The organism is Uliginosibacterium paludis (assembly GCF_039631355.1).
GTDB classification, from domain to species: domain Bacteria; phylum Pseudomonadota; class Gammaproteobacteria; order Burkholderiales; family Rhodocyclaceae; genus Uliginosibacterium; species Uliginosibacterium paludis.
Genome location: NZ_JBDIVF010000004.1, coordinates 228982 through 246171 on the forward strand (window position 1 = coordinate 228982; position 17190 = coordinate 246171).

Genomic DNA, 17190 nt, shown 5'->3' on the forward strand with positions numbered 1-17190 from the left:
GAGGAAGATCACGACATGCTGGCACCGCTGAACCGCCTATTCAGGCAATTGAACTGGTCCCGCAAATTCGGACTGATCGGCGCCCTGGCCGCGGCCGTCACCCTGACGCTCGTCTTGCTGACCTGCTCGGACAAGTTCGAGGAGTGGCGCGTCATCCAGCATGAACAACAAGGGCTCGTGGTGTTCGAACCGACGCTGGACTTTGTTCTGGCCCTGCAGCAGCACCGCGGGCTCAGTGCCGGTGTCCTTGGCGGAAACGCCTCGATGCGGGAGGCCCTGACCGGCAAGGCCGAAGAAGCGAAGAAGGCCGCCCAGGCTTTCGAAGCCGCCCTCGCCGCGGCACCTGCCGAATGGAAACTGGCCGCGCCGGGCAAAGCCGTTCTCGATCAATGGAAAACACTGAGTGCCGACGGACTCTCGATGCCCGGACCGCAGAACTTTGCCGCCCATACCGAAGCCATCGGCAAGCTGCTGGCGCTGATCAGCGAGCTCAACAATGTATCGGGCCTCGCCCTCGACCCGGACCTGCACGATTACTACCTGATCAGTGCGCTTACCATGCAGATGCCCGAGCTCACCGAGCGTCTGGGCAAGCTGCGCGGATCCGCCAACGGAATCCTCGCCTCGAAACAGATCAGCCAGGCGCAGAAGGAGTCGCTCGCATCCCTTTCAGGAGAGACCGGACTGCTCTGGTCCGACATGCGCAACTCGCTTGAAACCGCCTCCCGGGGCACTCCGGCCGCCAGCGCCTATTTCAAGAGTCTTGCTGCAAGACTTGACGGCGAGATCGCCAGCGCACGACAGACACTCAGCAAGGAAATCCTGAGTGAGAAATTCGGTATCGCGCCCGCCGACTGGTGGAAACTCGTGACCGACACCATCGGCCTCGTGGTCAGCGAAGGACGTGGCCACTTCCTGCCCGAGCTCCGAGCCGGGCTCGCCGAGCGCGCTGGCCGGGCCCGCACGCAACTGGTCTTCGTTGCCGTCGCCAGCCTGCTCGCAACGCTGCTGCTCATCGCTGGCCTGCTGGCGCTGTATCGCAATCTGCGCGAGGCCCTGGATGCGCTCGACAGCGGAACGCGTGCCCTGTCCGAAGGCGACTTCACGCACCGGATCAGTGTCGCAAGCCGGGACGAGCTCGGCCAGGTCGCGTCGCACTTCAACACCATGTGCGAACGGATCGAAGGCGTGCTGGTAACGGTCAAGCACAACGCCGAGCAAGTGCAGCACGCGGCCACCGGTCTGATGGACAGCGCAGGAAAAGTCACGCAGGACGCCGAGCAGCAGAGCACCGCCGCCACGGCGATGGCCTCGGCGGTCGAGCAAATGGCGGTCAGCCTGGACGAAATAAGTCATCATGCGGGCGACACCGAGCAGTCCTCCCGACACTCCCGCCAGCAAGCCACCGAGAGCAGCAGCATGGTGGCCGATGTGGTGAGCGAAATCACCGAGATCGCGACCGTGGTCAATGAGTCGGCCATGTCCATCCGCAAGCTCGGCGAGCGCTCGGACGAAATCTCCCACATGATCGCGGTGATCCGCGAGATCGCCGACCAGACCAATCTGCTGGCGCTGAACGCGGCGATCGAAGCGGCGCGCGCCGGCGAACAGGGGCGCGGTTTCGCGGTCGTCGCTGACGAAGTGCGCAAGCTCGCCGAGCGTACCGCACAGGCCTCCACCGAAATCGTGCGCACAGTGGACGCAATCAGGCAGGACACCCAGATCGCAGCCGGCAAGATGGAACAGGGCGTATCCCGCGTGGATCGCGGCATGGCGCTCAGCCGCGCCTCGGGCGAGCGCATGCAGGGCGTCTGCGAGAGTGCGGACCGCGTACTTGCCTCGGTAGCCGATATCAGCAGCGCGCTGCGCGAACACAACAGCACCAACGAGAACGTGGCGAGAAACGTGGAAACGATTGCGCGAATGTCGGAAGACGTCTTCAGCGAAATCAGCCAGTCGGCCCGCACGGCCCGACAGCTCAGCGACTCGGCCGAGTCGCTGCTGCAGTCCGTTGCGCGCTTCCATGTGCGGAACACGGCCTGAGCTCCGGCCACCGGCAGCCCCGCCCGGCAGATGACCACGCTGGAGACGGGGCTTAGGGCGGCGCATTCACCGGTAGAATCCGTTCCGATGCAAACCGAAGTCCGCCCCCTCCCCGCCTGGCCCCGTCACCGCCCTGATCTCACCCCGGCTCCGTTTCTCCCGATGAGCCGCGCCGAGATGGACGCGCTCGGCTGGGACACTTGCGACGTGATCCTCGTGACCGGCGATGCCTACATCGACCACCCGAGTTTCGGCATGGCCATCATCGGCCGCCTGCTGGAATCCCAGGGCTTTCGCGTGGGCATCATTTCACAGCCCGACTGGCATTCGGCAGACGCCTTCCGCGCTCTGGGCCGGCCGAACCTGTATTTCGGCGTCACCGCCGGCAACATGGATTCGATGATCAACCGCTACACGGCTGACCGCAAACCGCGCTCCGATGATGCCTATACCGCGGGTGGGCTCTCCGGAAAGCGTCCGGACCGTGCCGTCACCGTCTACGCACAGCGCGCCCGCGAAGCCTTTGCCGGTGTGCCGGTGATCATTGGCAGCATCGAGGCCAGCCTGCGCCGCATCGCGCATTACGACTACTGGAGTGACAAGGTGCGCCGCTCGGTGCTGCCCGACTCCAAGGCCGACATGCTCATCTTCGGCAATGCCGAACGCGCCCTGATCGAACTGACCCATCGCATGGCTGCCGGTGAAAGCATCGCGACGATTCGCGACCTGCGCGGCACGGCCTTCATGGTCCGCCGCGACTGGCTGCCGGACGCCGACTGGCAGGAGATCGACTCGCTCTCGCTCGACCGGCCCGGACGCATCGACCCGCATCCGGATCCCTACGCGATGGAGCCGCAGCAGACCTCGACCGCGCCGAATGCCGATGGCTCGGCTCCGGTCCAGATCGTGCCGGCCGCCGCCCGCGTGGCTGCGCGCAAAGCCGCACGCGCCAAGACGGTGATCCGATTGCAGTCCTTCGAAGCCGTCAGCGAAGACCGCGTGCTCTATGCGCACAATTCGCGCGTCTTCCATCTGGAATCGAACCCGGGCAACGCACGCGCCCTGCGCCAGGCCCATGGTGAACGGGACGTCTGGCTCAACCCGCCGCCCCTGCCGCTGGGCACCGAAGAGATGGATTACGTCTTCGATGCAGCCTATGCGCGGGCGCCCCACCCCGCTTATGGCGGAGCACGCATCCCGGCCTGGGAAATGATCCGTTTCTCGGTCAACATCATGCGTGGCTGCTTTGGCGGTTGCACCTTCTGCTCGATCACCGAGCATGAGGGCCGCATCATCCAGAGCCGTTCGCACGAGTCGATCCTCAAGGAAATCGAGGACATCCGCGACAAGGTGCCCGAATTCAAGGGGCATATCTCGGATCTGGGTGGGCCGACGGCCAACATGTATCGCATGGCCTGCAAGGATCCGAAAATCGAATCCTCCTGCCGGCGCCTGTCATGCGTGTATCCGGGCATCTGCGAAAACCTCGATACCGATCACTCCTCGCTGGTCTCGCTCTACCGCAAGGCCCGGGCGATTCCGGGCGTGAAGAAGATCACCATCGGTTCCGGCCTGCGCTACGACCTGGCCGTGCGCTCGCCCGAATATGTGAAGGAGCTGGTGACGCATCATGTCTCCGGCCTGCTCAAGATCGCCCCGGAACACACCGAGGAAGGGCCGCTCTCCAAGATGATGAAACCGGGCATCGGCAGCTTCGAGCGATTCCGCCAGATGTTCGAGAAGTATTCGAACGAGGCCGGCAAGAAGCAGCATCTGGTGCCCTATTTCATCGCGGCACACCCGGGCACCGCAGACCAGGACATGCTCAATCTGGCGCTCTGGCTGAAGGCCAACAACTTCCGCCCGGACCAGGTCCAGACCTTCACGCCCACCCCGCTGGCCATGGCCACCGCCATGTATTACTCGCGCAAGAATCCGCTGCGCCGGGTCAGCCAGGAATCGGAAGACGTGGAAACGCCCCGCCTCGCCCGGCAGCGCAAGTTGCACAAGGCCCTGCTGCGCTACCACGATCCGGAAAATTTCGAGCTCATCCGCGAGTTCCTGACCGAAACCGGACGCCGCGATCTGATCGGCAACGGCCCCCAGCATCTGGTGCCCTGGACCTCCGCCGCGCGCACGCTTCCGCCGGTGCAAGCGCCGGCCTCACGCCGGGCTCCGCGCAGATCGGCCGCGCAGTCCAGCACGCCCCGCTCATCCGCCAAGCCGGTCAGTCGGCCGCGCAAAGCAGGAGGCCGTTGAGCGCTGCATCAAGCGCCACAGCCTCACAGACCGGATTGTGCTGCACTGCGGATTGGCATCCGGCAAACAAGCTGACTAGAATCATGTGACCGGAAACATCCGGCACGCAGAGCCCGCCACAAGGGCCGACGATCTGATTCACGGACTTTGGAGACAAACATGCAATCAAGCCACCGCCTGTCCGGCGTGCTGGCGCTCGCGGCTGCCAGTCTGCTGGCCAGCCCGTTCGCCTTCGCCGTCAGCAGCACTACCGCCCGCCCGCAACTTACCAGCAGCGCGGCAGCCAGCTACACCATCTCGAAATACATGGCCCAGGCCGGCACGATCGGAGCACTTGCCACCGATAACTGGGACCCCACCGGTGGCGTCGGCGCCATCAGCGGCTTCACCGCCAATTACACCGTGGCAGCGGACGGCAGTGCCGGCTACAAGACGATCCAGGCTGCCATCAACGCGGCCGTCGCCGCCGGCGGCAGCACACGCAAGTACATCAGCGTCAAGGCAGGCACCTACAACGAGGTAGTCTGCGTGCCCTCTTCCGCTCCTCCCATCACGCTCTACGGACTGGATGCGACCGCGGCCAACACGGTGGTCACCTACGGCAACTCGAATCTCACACCGAAGTCGTCCGGCACCGCCACCCACCCCTGCACCAGCAACGCCTCGGCCACCACGATCGGCACAGCCAGCAGCGCCACATTCCATGTGAATGCCAAGGATTTCCGTGCCCGCAACCTGACCTTCACCAACAGCTATGTCGAAGGCACCTACAGCGGCAGCAATCAGGCGGCGATCGCGCTCTCGGTACGCGGGGACAAGGCGATCTTCGAGAACGTGCAGGTCATCGGCAATCAGGACACGCTCTATATCGGCGCCAACAGCTATACCAGCGTCATCCGCGCCTTCTTCAAGTCGAGTTTCGTGAAAGGCGATGTGGACTTCATCTTCGGTCACGGCACAGCAGCGTTCTATGGCTGCACGATCCAGTATTACGGATCCCGGCTCGGCTCCTCTGCCACCAGTTACATCTTCGCGCCCAGCACCCAATCGACCAATACCTACGGCTTCCTCGTGATCAGCAGCACGCTGAATTACACCGGCAGCGCCGGCACCGGCAAAACCTATCTGGGCCGCAACTGGGCCGAGTCCGGAGCCAAGGGGCAACTGGTGATTCGCGACACTGCCATCGGCGCACACGTCCGCATCGCCGATCCGTGGGCGGCGGGCACCAATGGCGCTGCCTACAGCACCTCCACCGCCCGCTTCTGGGAATACAACAACAGCGGCACCGGTAGCGGCAACTGACTCCTCCTGCAGCAATGCAGCCCTTGGCCTGGCGATCTGCAAACGCCAGGCCTTTTTTCGCAAATATGCAACTCGGGGCATGACCGGCAGCCGGATCGCGACGGCAGGACGAAGGCGCAAGGCGCCTGCAAAGTTATGATGCCCTACCACCCGGAAGGGCAAACCCACAGGCTCTGGACAACGGCTCGCAAGCCCTGCGCTTTGCGGATCGCACGCAATTCGGCATGAATCAGATCAGCAGTCGCAGCTTCCTGCGTTTCCTCCTTGTCGGCGGCTCGGCAACCGCCCTGCATTACCTGATCATGGCGCTGCTTGTCGGCCTGCTCGGGTTCGCGCCCGGTACCGGCTCGGCCGCCGGCTACAGCCTGAGCACGCTCTACAACTACTGGGCCAATGCGCGATTCACTTTCGCCGGTCGGCACCGCCACGCACACAGCCTGCCCCGTTTCCTGGCCACCGCGCTGGCCGGGCTGGGCATCAACCAGCTCGTGCTGCTGGGGCTGATCCACCTTGGCTTGCCGATTGCCCTCGCCCAGATTCTGGCGACCGCCTGCGTGCTGGTCTGGAACTATTTCATCAACGCGCTCTGGGCGTTCAGAACGAGACATCCATCATGACCCTTCCGACTCTTGGCCTCGTCATCCCCTGCTACAACGAGGAAGAAGTGCTGCAGGAAACCACCTCGCGGCTGATTCCGCTCCTGGCAGGCATGCGTGAAGAAGGCCTGATCAGCGAACGCAGCGCGATCTTCTATGTGGACGACGGCAGTCGCGACCGGACCTGGTCCCTGATCGAATCGCTGTCGGCGCAACACGTAGAAGTCTGCGGCATCCGCCTCAGCCGCAACCGCGGCCACCAGAATGCGCTGCTCTGCGGCCTCATGACCGCTCCGGGCGACCTGCTCATCAGCGTCGACGCCGACCTGCAAGATGATCTCGACGTGATCCCGCAGATGGTTCGCCACTACCGTGACGGCTGCGAAATCGTCTATGGCGTCAGGAAGCGCCGTGACACCGACACCTTCTTCAAGCGTTTCACTGCCGAGGGTTACTACAAGCTGATGGCAGCCATGAAGGTGGATGTGGTCTTCAACCATGCGGACTATCGCCTGCTGAGCCGCCGCGCGCTCGAATCCCTGGCGGAATATCGCGAGGTCAATCTCTTCCTGCGCGGGCTTGTCCGTCTGCTGGGCTACAAGAGTGCCATCGTCGAATACGACCGCGCAGAGCGCTTTGCCGGAGAATCGAAGTACCCGCTGAGCAAGATGCTTTCATTCGCCTGGCAAGGCATCACCTCCTTCTCCACTGCACCGCTGCGCCTGATCACCACAGTCGGCTTTCTCGTATCGCTGGGCAGCCTGGCACTTGCCATCTGGGCGCTCGCGGTCAAGCTGCTGATCCACAACGCCGAGATCGGCTGGGCCTCGACCGTGGTCCCCATGTACTTCCTGGGCGGCGTCCAGCTGCTGAGCCTGGGCATCATCGGTGAGTACATCGCCAAGATCTACATGGAGACCAAGCAGCGCCCCCGTTTCCATGTCGACACCTGCATCGGCGGCAGTTTCGTCGAACGCAGCCAGGGCTGAGGCATCAGAGCGGATGACGGCAGCGTCAGGCAGGACACCGTTGGCCGCAGGCAGTGCGTGCGCCCGAGCTCCGGGTCCATGGCTGCTGTGCGTGGCAGTGCTCAACCTGCTGCTGTGCTCGGCAAACGCCTATGACGGTGACATCAACTACTGGATCGACTGGATCGGGCAGCTTCAGAAACGCGGCTTTGCCGGACTGGATGCCAACTACCCGCCGGTCTATATGTTCTGGCTGTGGCTGGTGGCGCGCTTTCACGAGAGCCTGCAACTCGTGCCGGAAAATGGCCTGCTGCTGCGCAGCCTTGTCACCGCGCCCGTCGCGCTCGCGCACGTGCTCGCGCTGCTGCTGGCCCATCACTGCCTGAACAAGACACGCGCCGACGACAGGACCTGGCAGCAGGTCATGGCACTGCTTGCACTGAATCCGGCGATCCTGATGAACGGGCCGGTGTGGGGGCAGGTCGACATGATTTTCAGCCTGTTCCTGGTGCTGAGCCTCTACGCGCTGATTGAAGCGCGTTATCTGGTACTGGTGATGCCGGTGCTGTGCATCGCCCTGCTGACCAAGTTCCAGGCCATCTGCGTTGCGCCAGCGGTCGCTCCGCTGCTCTGGCATCACCGGAAAAGCCGCCGTCTCTGGCTGGGACTGCTGCCCGCCGCGCTGGCGGCAGGCCTGCTGCTTCTGCCCTACCTGCTTGCAAACAGCCTGGGCTCGATGTTCCGCCAGACCTACATCCAGGCCTCCAGCCTTTACCCCTACGCCACCTACCACGCAAACAATCTCTGGCAGCTCGCGGGACTCGATACTCGGCCCGACAATCTCTATCTGCTGGATCTGGCGGTCTCGCCAACCGGCTGGCGAGTACTCCTGACCCCCAAGCATCTGGGCATCGCGCTGTTCGGCCTGTGGAGCCTCTGGCTGTTCATCAGCGGGCTGCGACGCCGTGATGCCTCGCTGCACTGGCGTAACGCCATCCTGAGTGCCCTCGGATTCTTCCTGCTGCTGCCGGGCATGCACGAACGCTACCTTTTCCCGGCAGTGAGCATTGCGCTGATCGCTGCCAGCCGATTTTCAGCCTTCCGCACGGCGGCCCTCTGGCTCTCGGTACTCTGCTTCGCCAACATGTGCTTCGTGCTGCATCCGTCAGGCGGTGCACTGCCCTACCTGTTTGCCGCACTGACCCTGGGGCTCGCCGTGCGCCTCATGGTCGGCAAACCCGCCGCGTTCAATGCAGCCAGCGCGCTGCTGGCACGCCTTCCGCTGACGCCATGGTGGATCCTGGCCATTGCCATCTGGGCGCTCACGATCAGCTGGCAGGTCCGACTGCGTCTGCCCGATCATGAGGGCTGGCTCGACGCCACCCGCATCCCCGGGCGAACCTACAGCCAGGCCTGGGGTGACTTGCAGACCGGCAGCAGCGTGGACAGCAGGATGCTGGTGGTGGCAGGCCAGCGCCATGCCCGGGGGTTCGGAACCCATGCAGAATCGGTGATCACGATTCCGGTGCCACCCGGAGCCGAGCGCTTCTCGACACAGGCTGGCCTGGATGACGAGACCAGCGGAGGCGAGGTCTCGTTCTTCATCCGCCTTGATGGCCGCACCCTCTGGAGCAGCGGCCGGCTTGCAGCCGGGGCTGGCGCAGTGTCTGCGGACATCGACGTACGCGGCGGACATTCGCTTCAGCTGGTTGTCGATCCGCTCGGCAGCAATGCCAACGATCACGCTGACTGGCTTTCACCGCGTTTCAGGATTGCCCGCTGAGCGCATTTGCGCATCCCTGGCGCAAAGACTGATCACCGGCGCCAGCCAGTTGCCGTGATCGCAGGCATTGCCAGGTCCGGCGAGGGTCACGAACGCCAGCTCCGTCGCGCCTGCCAGCGCAACACTGACATCGATGAGCGAACCCGAGCGGATCTGACCGGAATCGAACACGGCCCGGCCATCCGCCTCCAGCACGAAGTGCATGCCGTCCGAGCAAGCGGAGTCATCCGAGATTCCGGCCTGCGCGCGGATCGCGTACATCGGCCTGGGCGAGCGAATCAGCCAGCGGCTATCGCCATGTACGCCCAGACCACGCAGAAAACGCCTGCCCCCCACTGAAAAACCGGCGCCGGGTTCGCCGACCGGTCCATCCTCGCTCAGCACGCCCCAGTCCTGCTGGCCGCTCAGGCGCTGCGCCGCAACGCCCAACTCGCAAGCAGTCTGCGAATTCCTGCGCTCGACAAAGGCATACTCACCATGAGCAGACAGGGCGAAATCCGCCGGATTGAATCGAGCCAGCTCCGACCGGTGTGCTACCCAGTAACGCCAGTCAGGTTTTTCGGGTGTATCGCCCAGACCGAAAACAAACCGGCCAAAGCCCCTGACCTGCTGGAACGGGGCATCCCGCGCCGGGATGTCTGCACTCCGGATGTAGCTTGCCGGATCGGGGCGCGACACGAACAAGGCCGTGATGTAGGGCATGTTGGGCTCGTCGGTAACCGCAATGGCCGCACCGGCCGGCGCCCTGGCAAGTGCCTCTTCGATTGACTCGCGGAATCCCGCGAAGAATGCGGATGACATGACCCGGTTCCAGTCACCGAAGAGGCGCACCGAAAACAGCAGACAGGACAACAGCAACAGGCCCGCTGCCGCGCGCACCAGGCGCGGATGCTCCGTGAGGCACCAGAAGCCGCGTGCAGACATCCACAGCAAGGGCAGCCAGACAAGATTGATCCGGTTGATGTTGGCCTCGGTCACCACAGCCGTCAGGCCTGCACACAGCAACCAGACGAGGAAGAGGCGGTCGATTCGCCCTGCTTGCCGGCTCGCCGCATGGATCAGGCCCCAACAGCCAAAAGGCAGCAACCAGACGTAATGTGCGCCCCAGCCCGGAATCGCGTTGGCGGGCATTCCGTCGTCCGCACCGGCAAACATGAGCGCAAGCACCGTACGGGCATTGTCCAGCGTGCGCGCCAGACCGCCCTCCGCGAAAGGCAGGAAAATGCTGCCGTAACGTGCAGGCCCTGGGTATTTCGGCAGCGAGAAGGGGCCGACCTGAAGGTCGCCCGAGCCCAGCGCGTTGTTGAGCAGGAATCCGAGCATCGGCAAGGCCACCAGCCCCGCGCACAACAGGCTGACTCCGAACTGCCCTGCGGTGAAGGCCCGCTCGCGCCAGAGCACCCAGAGGGATCCTGCCAGGAACAGGGGCGCGAAAAGATAGGCCGGCCCGTAAGCGTAGACGGCCAGCGTCAGCACGACACATCCTGCGGGCAAGCAAGCCGTCCGTGAGGGAGTGCTTCTGGCAAGCAGGCAGACTGCGGCGAGCACCACCACGGGAAGGATGTTCGATTCCAAAGCCCAGCGTGAAGCGAGAATGTGCCAGGGACTGGTAACGAGCAGCAGCAGCGCACACCAGCCCATCTCCCGATCTGCCCTGCGCCCCAGATCGTAGAACAGCAGCAGCGCCATGACTCCCAAGGCTCCGGCCAGCATCCGGAGGCTGGATACCGTCAGCCCGAAGAACGCCAGAAACGGCATGGCCAGATAGGCATATAGGGCGTTCTGGCCGCTTCCCCAAGCCACCAGATGGACGGGCCAGGAATGTCCATTGCGGTCGATGCCATGATGAAGGATGGCCCATGCGTCATAGCCGATCGAGGCCTCATCCTGGTTCAGCCCTCCCGGCACGTCGCCCAGCCAGAGCAGACGCAGGGCCATCCCCGCCGCCAGCAGTGCGACAACGGTCCGCTGACGCCACAGACGCTGCACCCATCGATTCATGCTCTCTCATCACTCACTGACCACGAAAATGCAGGAAGCATACGCTCTTCTGTCGTACAGCCACCGGTAGCCCGCCGATGATCCGCCGGCAGGCAGCATCCTCCCGTCGGAAGCCTGTCGGGCAGCGTCAGCCAGCGCCCGCCCTCCCGGTCGAGTCTCCCGGAGCCGCAAGCAGACCTTCATTCACAGCAAGCCATGACAGAAGCCGCCATCCGGCTCGAGCGGCGGAACCCGGACAAATCCGGCGCCCGTGTCATACTCACTTCCGCCGCCAGCCTCCAGCACGCTACGTACTGTCAGTCATGAATTTCGAATACCGGATCCGTCACCCGCTCCTCACGCCCTCGCACCGCCCGCCTCTGCTGATCCTGCTTCATGGCAAGGGAGCCAATGAGGACGACCTGTTTGCGCTCGCCCCCCATTTCGATCCGCGCTTCATCGTCGTGAGCCTGCGCGCACCTCACGAGATGGCACCAGGCTACTACCGCTGGTATGAACGCACCGGCACGCCGGAAAACTCGGTCTTCGATGAAATGGAAATCGAGACCAGCCGGATCTGGCTGATCCAGGCGATCAATGATCTCGTCATGGGACTCGGCGCCGACGCGCGCCAGGTGCATCTGCTGGGCTTCAGCCAAGGCGCTGCCATGGCATTGGCCATCGCGCTCACCTCGCCGGGACGTATTCGCTCTGCAGTCAGCATGGCCGGTCGACTGCTTGCCGCAACCGCCCCGCATGCGGCAACAGCCAGTGCCATGCAGCACCTGACACTGCTGATCCAGCATGGAAGTGCCGATGACCTCGTACTGCCATCCGAATCGGTTGCGGCATGCCAGCTGTTTGCCGAACTCGGCGTTGCCCAGGGCATCCGTGAATATCAGGCCGGCCACACGATCAGCCCGGCGATGCTGAAGGATGCGTGCAATTTCCTGACCGTTCAGCTCGATCGTGCCGGCATGCCGCCGCACGACACGACCCTGCACTGAAACAGGTCTTACCAGTCGGCGAGCATCACGCCTGCGCCGATGGAGTTCTGCTTGACGTTGTAGTCCATCAGGCTTTCGCCATAGCCACTGAAAACCTGCAGATAGCCGCGCAGGTACTTGTTAACCGGCAACGGAAAGCTCCAGCCCAGCTGGATCGCGCCGCGGTTATCCCTCCGCTTGAGGTTGTTGCGGAGCATCAGGTCAAAACTGTGCTGGCCGAACTTGCGCCCGATCGTGAGATCGAAAGAGCCCATGTAATGACCGATGTCGGGATTGTCGTCATCCGAGCGGTTTTCCGGCAGCCGCCACCAGGGGCGCAGCATCAGGGCATAGTCGTCACGCTCGAAGATCAGGTTACCCATGATCCGGTTCCAGCTGCGTGACAGATCCTGCTGCGAGCGACCATTTGATTGATGGTTGATACCGATGGAGGCCGTCACGAAATTCCAGCCCAGAAAGGGCCTGGCAACCGGATACTGATACCAGATCTCGGGCTCGTAGTTTGTTTCCCGGAACGGCTTCGAAATCTTGTTGTTGTACATCTGCCAGAACGAGCGCTGGGTATAGGCGCCAAACAGGCTGCCTCCGCTCCCGAAAACATCCAGATAAAGAGGCACCTTGAAGCTGAACTGGTATTTGACCTCAGACTTCTGCGGCGGCACCACTTCACCATCATCCGTTGTGTAGACCGAGCTCGTCGGCCGGTGCTGGGAATAGGTCAGCGGCAGGAGGTAGCTGGGCCGATGTGAGGTAATCGCGTACTTCCGGTCGAAATCGAGCGCCTCCTCCTGCATCCGCCTCGTCACCACTGCAGGTCTGGGTTCCGCTCCGATGCGCTCCTCCACGGGATTTGCCTGGGGAGCAGGCACGGCACAAGCCCCCCTGATCTGAGCCAGCGAGGTATCACCTGAGGCTTTCTCGAACTGCTGCAGGAGGCATTTCTCCGCATCCGAAAGCTCCTGCGGACTTCGTCCGTCATCCGCCCACACCATGCCGGGCCCCAGTCCGAGCAGGATCATTCCAAGCAACACGTTCCGCATTCAAACCCCTGCAAGCCGTCTGTAAGCCCGGATTCTCGCATGCAGCCGCCGTCCGCCCAAGCGCTTCGCCCACTCATCACCCGGACGACCGCTTGCCCTTCAGGCCCGCGACGTGCCGAAACGAAGCTGGCAATATTCTTGGATAAACCGTGTTTCAGATTCGTGAAGCCGGCTCGAAATCCGGGCGCAACCCATGACCTGTCTGCGCCTGGCGACATCGCTGTCAGCCGTCCTGAATCCGGGCTGAGAGCAGGAAAGGCAGCACCATGAGCATCCTTGACACACTCAAGAACATCCTTGCGAGCAAACCGGCGGTCCCCGCAGCACCTGCCGCAGTCGCCGACGTCCATCCCATTCCTCTGGAGCGCAGAACGCGCCCCCGCAAGAATGCGCAGGAAGGAACCCGGATTCTGGTGATTGACGACTCTCTGACCATTCTCGCCGTTTTCCGCAAGATCCTGCGCACGGCGGGCTACGTCGTCATTGAGGCGCCGGACGCGGAACAGGGCCTGGCACTCGCCCGCACCGAAAAACCCGCGCTGATTTTTCTCGACATCGTGCTTCCGGGCATGAACGGCTTTGCAGCCCTGCGACATCTGCGTCGCGACCCGGAGCTTCAGGATATTCCGGTTGTCATGATCAGTGGCAACGAACAGGCTACCGAACAGTTCTTCGGCACCCGTATCGGCGCTGACGACTTCATGAAAAAACCGTTCTCCCGCCAAGAGGTGTTTGCCCGCATCGAACACCTGCTCGACGAAGACCTCGTGCCGAGACGCGTCGCGCTCAGAATGGCAGAGCAGCCCTCAGTTGCTCCGGATGTGCTCGGACTGACACAGCACCGCCAAGCCTACTGACGACGACTGAGCGGCCCCTCCAGAAGAGGTGCCGCCATTCATGCATCGCTTCAAATCAGAAAGCGGAGACTCCCGCCGGGCAGACTTTCAGATCAGCAGCAAAGGTCGGTTCAGCGCATCCGGCCCCCGCGCAACCACATTTGGTGCCCGCCGAATTGATCGCCACCCAGATGCCGAAGCGAGCGGTTTTCTCTGTCAGAACCAGTTTATAACTGCGATTGCTGTTCGCAAGCGTAAAACGCGACCAATCGAGATCTGACGCATATTCGGCCGGAACAAGTCCTGTCAGAGAGGTCGGATAGGCATTGGACTGTGAGGCTTGCCGTTCGAGCGCAGTCGAAATCCGCATGGCGGCTTCCTTGGCTTGCGCAAAGCGGGTCTTCCTGACCGAGTCTACATAGCTGGGATAGGCTATCGAGGCCAGAATGCCGATGATTGCCACAACCACCATCAATTCAATCAGGGTAAAACCCGCGCTCTTGCGTTGCTCTGTTTTCATGGCTTCCCGGTCAGAAGAAGTTGGTCAGCTCGCGCCAGTTCAGGCGCTGATGATTGCTGGTGGTATTACGGGTAATCGCGGCAGTCTGCCCACTCGAGGTGGAAGTACCGCTTGAACCGGTCAGCACCCCCTGTTTCCCGTTGATCTTGACCTGGGTTCCCCCCGTGGCCTCGCCGTCACCGATACGGTTGGTCAGCGAGTTCATCGTATCGAGCTTGAACTGCGAATTGGAAATCGCCGAACTGCCATCTTCAAGTTTGAGTGGGCCGAAGGCATAGGCGTTGCTCACACAGGACGAAGGCTTGGTCGTGTAATAAAGCACCACCCCGCCCGAAGTAATCGACGCCGGTGCAGAAAGATAGGCATTCTCACTGCTCGCAGCAGTGATCTTCTCCACCGCCGCGGCAGACGACTCGCCCGTTCCATCGGTTGCCAAGCCGGTCCACCAGACCAGACTCCATGCGTCATTGGTGAACTTCAGCATATTGACCCGGCGCTTGGTCTGCGCCATCAGCATCAGCGCACTTCCACTGGAAGACACCAGCCGGGAGGTATTTACGTACCAGACCGGATCTGTCCCCAGACTCACACCGGCCACGCCCGCCGAAAGCGACCCCAGCGATCCGCTGGATGTGCTGCTGTAAACCTTCCCGTCGCCCGCACCGAAATAGATGTTCGAGTCGTCACGATAGGCAAGATTAGAGGTAACCGTCGGCACGGGAACGGAAGCCCCCGCCACGGGCGCTTCGGAACCCGATGTGAAGGTCACGCCTGCGGGGGCCGTGCCACTCCCGTCAACCTCACGGATGAAGAGCTTGTTGCCGCGCACATAGGCAACCTTGCCGTCTTCTGCAAGATTGCCGGTTGGCGCAGCGCCCCCATACGGACGCCCTACCACACCCGGCCAACTGTTTTCGTTGCCGGAACGGTTATCCATATAGGGGATCAGCGAGCCCGGCGAGTACTCGCCGCTGACCATGTCAATCCATGCCACGCGAACCAGCGAAGCGGCGTCGGTACTGACTTCGATCGCAAAATGCAGTTGCCCGCCCAAGGCCGTACCGGTGATGTAAGTACGCGTCACCTGGGTGCCCGACTCCGACTTGATGACGGTCATGCCATTGATCTGGCCCCAGGGATGACGGGTCGCCATGGTGACCGCAGAACCGGTTTCATTGGCCATGCTCAGCACGGCACGGGGAATCCAGCCCCAATTGAGCGCCCCAGTCTGCTTGTTGATCGAGTACAGCACACCATCGTCAGTCGCAAACAGCACCGAGTCCCCGACCACGATCGGCACAACCCGCCAGGGCACACCGACCAGAGACGTTGGGTCACGCGGATCGTTGGATTGGCGGCAGGCGGTCGCCGTCGGATCGATGACACACGCCCCCGAACTGCCAAGCGTCTGGAAATCAACCGTTGACGAAGCCCAACTGTCGGTTTCGGTTTTGATCAGGGACGCCCGCTGCGTTGTCGTCATCAGTGCCGCAGCATCCCAGGAAGGGGTCGTGCTGTGGGTGGAATCCGCGTTGAGCGTGAAGGCCTTGAGGTGGCCCGAAGTGCCCGGTGTCACACCGTCCGCGCGATAGTCATTCTGCATGGCACGATAGACGAAATCGCCGGTATTGACGACGCTTCCCGCCGTCACAGGAGGCGTCAGAGAATAGGCTGCAGTCTGGAGGGTGGTCGTAGCGGTCGACTTCGAAAAGAACTGTGAGCCGGAATTGTTCTGCGTGTTGTAGACGCTTTTTGCCAGTACTTCACCGACGATCGACGTTCCTGATGCCGCGGTCATTTTGAAGTCGCCGTTCGGCACATACACACCCGCAGCAAAACTCAAGCGGTCCGAATTTTCGAAGTCTCCGTTATAGAGATTGAACTGCAGGCGCTCTGGATGCTGGGACTCCATGTCCGCCCAGGTCTTGTTCTGGTGTTGACACTCCGCATAGGTGAAATTCACGCAGGAGTTCGACTGCCCCAGCTTGAAACCGGTCACGCTGGTACTCGCCACGCTTTCCTTGCCGAGAATGTTCAGCGTCGTGCGCCCCGGGCCCGCCACATTGATGGCGCAGCCGTCTCCCAGTGTCATCCGGTTGATGTAGTTCTGCTGGCGGTAATATGGATCAGCTGTCGTAACGTCTTGTGCAAAGCTCAAACCAACGCCAAAACCTGATGGCACGCCGTGTCCCGAGCCAGAGTCATTACAGTTGCTGCCGTGAATGTATTTGGCGCGGATCGGACCACTGAAGACATAGCCTCCGAATTGAGAGGTACTGATGTTCTGCCAGGCAATCTCACCATAATCTCCGCCGGGCAAGGTGTAGTAGTGAAAACCGTTTTCTGTTCCGGTCATGGCGACCGTGATCTTGCTACCAGACGCAGTGGTAATCGTGCCGACACCATTGACGAACGATACGGTCGTCGATGGTCCGGTTGAGGTCGTCTTGTACGTCAGCGAATTCGTCCAGGCCTCAAGTACCAGAGTCTCCTGGCTTTCGGAGAACGTTGTCAGCTCCGGTCCCGTTCTCGTGTTGCCACTGGAAGTAAGCTTGGTCGTCGTCGTATTGGAGGTCGCCTGCTGCTGCGTCATGAAGGTTTTGCAGGTATTCCCCGAATTGGAGCCCGGCTGAGTCAGCGTGGTGGTATTCACCTCGGAATTGCCGTAGAAGGTGATGTTGCAAGCCCCACCGGCATCCCCCGTAAAGGTGATGGATCCTCCTGGCAGCGTCGAGAACACGGAACCCAGGGAGCTGGTTGCCGGGCAACTGGCCTGCGCAAAAACGGCCGTCGCCCACAGCTGAACCAGAATCAGTCCAATGGATCCAACGCGCTTGGTCGTGGAAGTCATGC

12 protein-coding genes are annotated in these 17190 nt (G+C 62.3%); 8 read left to right on the forward strand and 4 right to left on the reverse strand.

Features of this window, described 5'->3' with window-relative positions:
• The first annotated feature begins 15 nt into the window (after window positions 1-15).
• From ABDB87_RS13100 to ABDB87_RS13125, 6 genes are all read left to right on the forward strand, one after another.
• Entirely contained in the window at window positions 16-2043 is a 2028-nt protein-coding gene (locus ABDB87_RS13100; RefSeq protein WP_345927720.1) for a methyl-accepting chemotaxis protein, read from the forward strand.
• Window positions 2044-2205: 162 nt separating this feature from the next.
• Window positions 2206-4302 carry a YgiQ family radical SAM protein gene (locus tag ABDB87_RS13105; RefSeq protein ID WP_345927722.1) on the forward strand — a complete coding sequence of 699 codons (2097 nt, stop codon included), beginning with the start codon at window positions 2206-2208 and terminating at the stop codon, window positions 4300-4302.
• 159 nt (window positions 4303-4461) lie between these two features.
• Window positions 4462-5607: a pectinesterase family protein gene (locus tag ABDB87_RS13110; protein ID WP_345927724.1), complete on the forward strand. Its 1146-nt coding sequence runs from the start codon at window positions 4462-4464 to the stop codon at window positions 5605-5607.
• Window positions 5608-5831: 224 nt separating this feature from the next.
• On the forward strand, window positions 5832-6224 hold the full coding sequence (locus tag ABDB87_RS13115) for a GtrA family protein (RefSeq protein ID WP_345927726.1): 393 nt from the start codon (window positions 5832-5834) through the stop codon (window positions 6222-6224).
• Window positions 6221-7192, forward strand: a complete 972-nt coding sequence (locus ABDB87_RS13120; RefSeq protein ID WP_345927728.1) for a glycosyltransferase family 2 protein — start codon at window positions 6221-6223, stop codon at window positions 7190-7192. Before ABDB87_RS13115 ends, ABDB87_RS13120 begins: the two co-directional genes overlap by 4 nt.
• Window positions 7193-7283: 91 nt before the next feature.
• On the forward strand, window positions 7284-8954 hold the full coding sequence (locus tag ABDB87_RS13125) for an NPCBM/NEW2 domain-containing protein (RefSeq protein WP_345927730.1): 1671 nt from the start codon (window positions 7284-7286) through the stop codon (window positions 8952-8954).
• Here ABDB87_RS13125 and ABDB87_RS13130 read toward each other — a convergent pair.
• Window positions 8928-10955, reverse strand: a complete 2028-nt coding sequence (locus tag ABDB87_RS13130) for an NPCBM/NEW2 domain-containing protein (RefSeq protein ID WP_345927732.1) — start codon at window positions 10953-10955, stop codon at window positions 8928-8930. The genes ABDB87_RS13125 and ABDB87_RS13130 overlap by 27 nt on opposite strands.
• Before the next feature lie 302 nt (window positions 10956-11257).
• Between ABDB87_RS13130 and ABDB87_RS13135 the strand changes: the two genes are divergently transcribed.
• Window positions 11258-11941 carry an alpha/beta hydrolase gene (locus tag ABDB87_RS13135; protein WP_345927734.1) on the forward strand — a complete coding sequence of 228 codons (684 nt, stop codon included), beginning with the start codon at window positions 11258-11260 and terminating at the stop codon, window positions 11939-11941.
• Between the two features lie 8 nt (window positions 11942-11949).
• Here ABDB87_RS13135 and ABDB87_RS13140 read toward each other — a convergent pair whose 3' ends face one another.
• Window positions 11950-12981, reverse strand: coding sequence for a phospholipase A (locus ABDB87_RS13140; RefSeq protein ID WP_345927737.1), 1032 nt, complete (start codon window positions 12979-12981; stop codon window positions 11950-11952).
• Between the two features lie 266 nt (window positions 12982-13247).
• On the opposite strand from ABDB87_RS13140, the gene ABDB87_RS13145 reads away from it, so the two are divergent.
• Window positions 13248-13838 carry a response regulator gene (locus ABDB87_RS13145; RefSeq protein ID WP_345927739.1) on the forward strand — a complete coding sequence of 197 codons (591 nt, stop codon included), beginning with the start codon at window positions 13248-13250 and terminating at the stop codon, window positions 13836-13838.
• A 55-nt stretch (window positions 13839-13893) separates the two neighbouring features.
• Here ABDB87_RS13145 and ABDB87_RS13150 read toward each other — a convergent pair whose 3' ends face one another.
• Both ABDB87_RS13150 and ABDB87_RS13155 read right to left on the reverse strand, forming a co-directional pair.
• The gene (locus ABDB87_RS13150; RefSeq protein WP_345927741.1) at window positions 13894-14337 is read right to left on the reverse strand and encodes a type IV pilin protein; all 444 of its coding nucleotides are present in this window, start codon (window positions 14335-14337) and stop codon (window positions 13894-13896) included.
• Window positions 14338-14347: 10 nt separating this feature from the next.
• The gene (locus tag ABDB87_RS13155) at window positions 14348-17188 is read right to left on the reverse strand and encodes a hypothetical protein (RefSeq protein WP_345927743.1); all 2841 of its coding nucleotides are present in this window, start codon (window positions 17186-17188) and stop codon (window positions 14348-14350) included.
• Window positions 17189-17190 lie beyond the last annotated feature (2 nt).

Coding starts and splice junctions, on each gene's coding strand:
- ABDB87_RS13100 (WP_345927720.1), top strand. CDS start 16: ATGCTGGCACCGCTGAACCGCCTATTCAGGCAATTGAACTGGTCCCGC.
- ABDB87_RS13105 (WP_345927722.1), top strand. CDS start 2,206: ATGAGCCGCGCCGAGATGGACGCGCTCGGCTGGGACACTTGCGACGTG.
- ABDB87_RS13110 (WP_345927724.1), top strand. CDS start 4,462: ATGCAATCAAGCCACCGCCTGTCCGGCGTGCTGGCGCTCGCGGCTGCC.
- ABDB87_RS13115 (WP_345927726.1), top strand. CDS start 5,832: ATGAATCAGATCAGCAGTCGCAGCTTCCTGCGTTTCCTCCTTGTCGGC.
- ABDB87_RS13120 (WP_345927728.1), top strand. CDS start 6,221: ATGACCCTTCCGACTCTTGGCCTCGTCATCCCCTGCTACAACGAGGAA.
- ABDB87_RS13130 (WP_345927732.1), bottom strand. CDS start 10,955: ATGAATCGATGGGTGCAGCGTCTGTGGCGTCAGCGGACCGTTGTCGCA.
- ABDB87_RS13135 (WP_345927734.1), top strand. CDS start 11,258: ATGAATTTCGAATACCGGATCCGTCACCCGCTCCTCACGCCCTCGCAC.
- ABDB87_RS13140 (WP_345927737.1), bottom strand. CDS start 12,981: ATGCGGAACGTGTTGCTTGGAATGATCCTGCTCGGACTGGGGCCCGGC.
- ABDB87_RS13145 (WP_345927739.1), top strand. CDS start 13,248: ATGAGCATCCTTGACACACTCAAGAACATCCTTGCGAGCAAACCGGCG.
- ABDB87_RS13150 (WP_345927741.1), bottom strand. CDS start 14,337: ATGAAAACAGAGCAACGCAAGAGCGCGGGTTTTACCCTGATTGAATTG.
- ABDB87_RS13155 (WP_345927743.1), bottom strand. CDS start 17,188: ATGACTTCCACGACCAAGCGCGTTGGATCCATTGGACTGATTCTGGTT.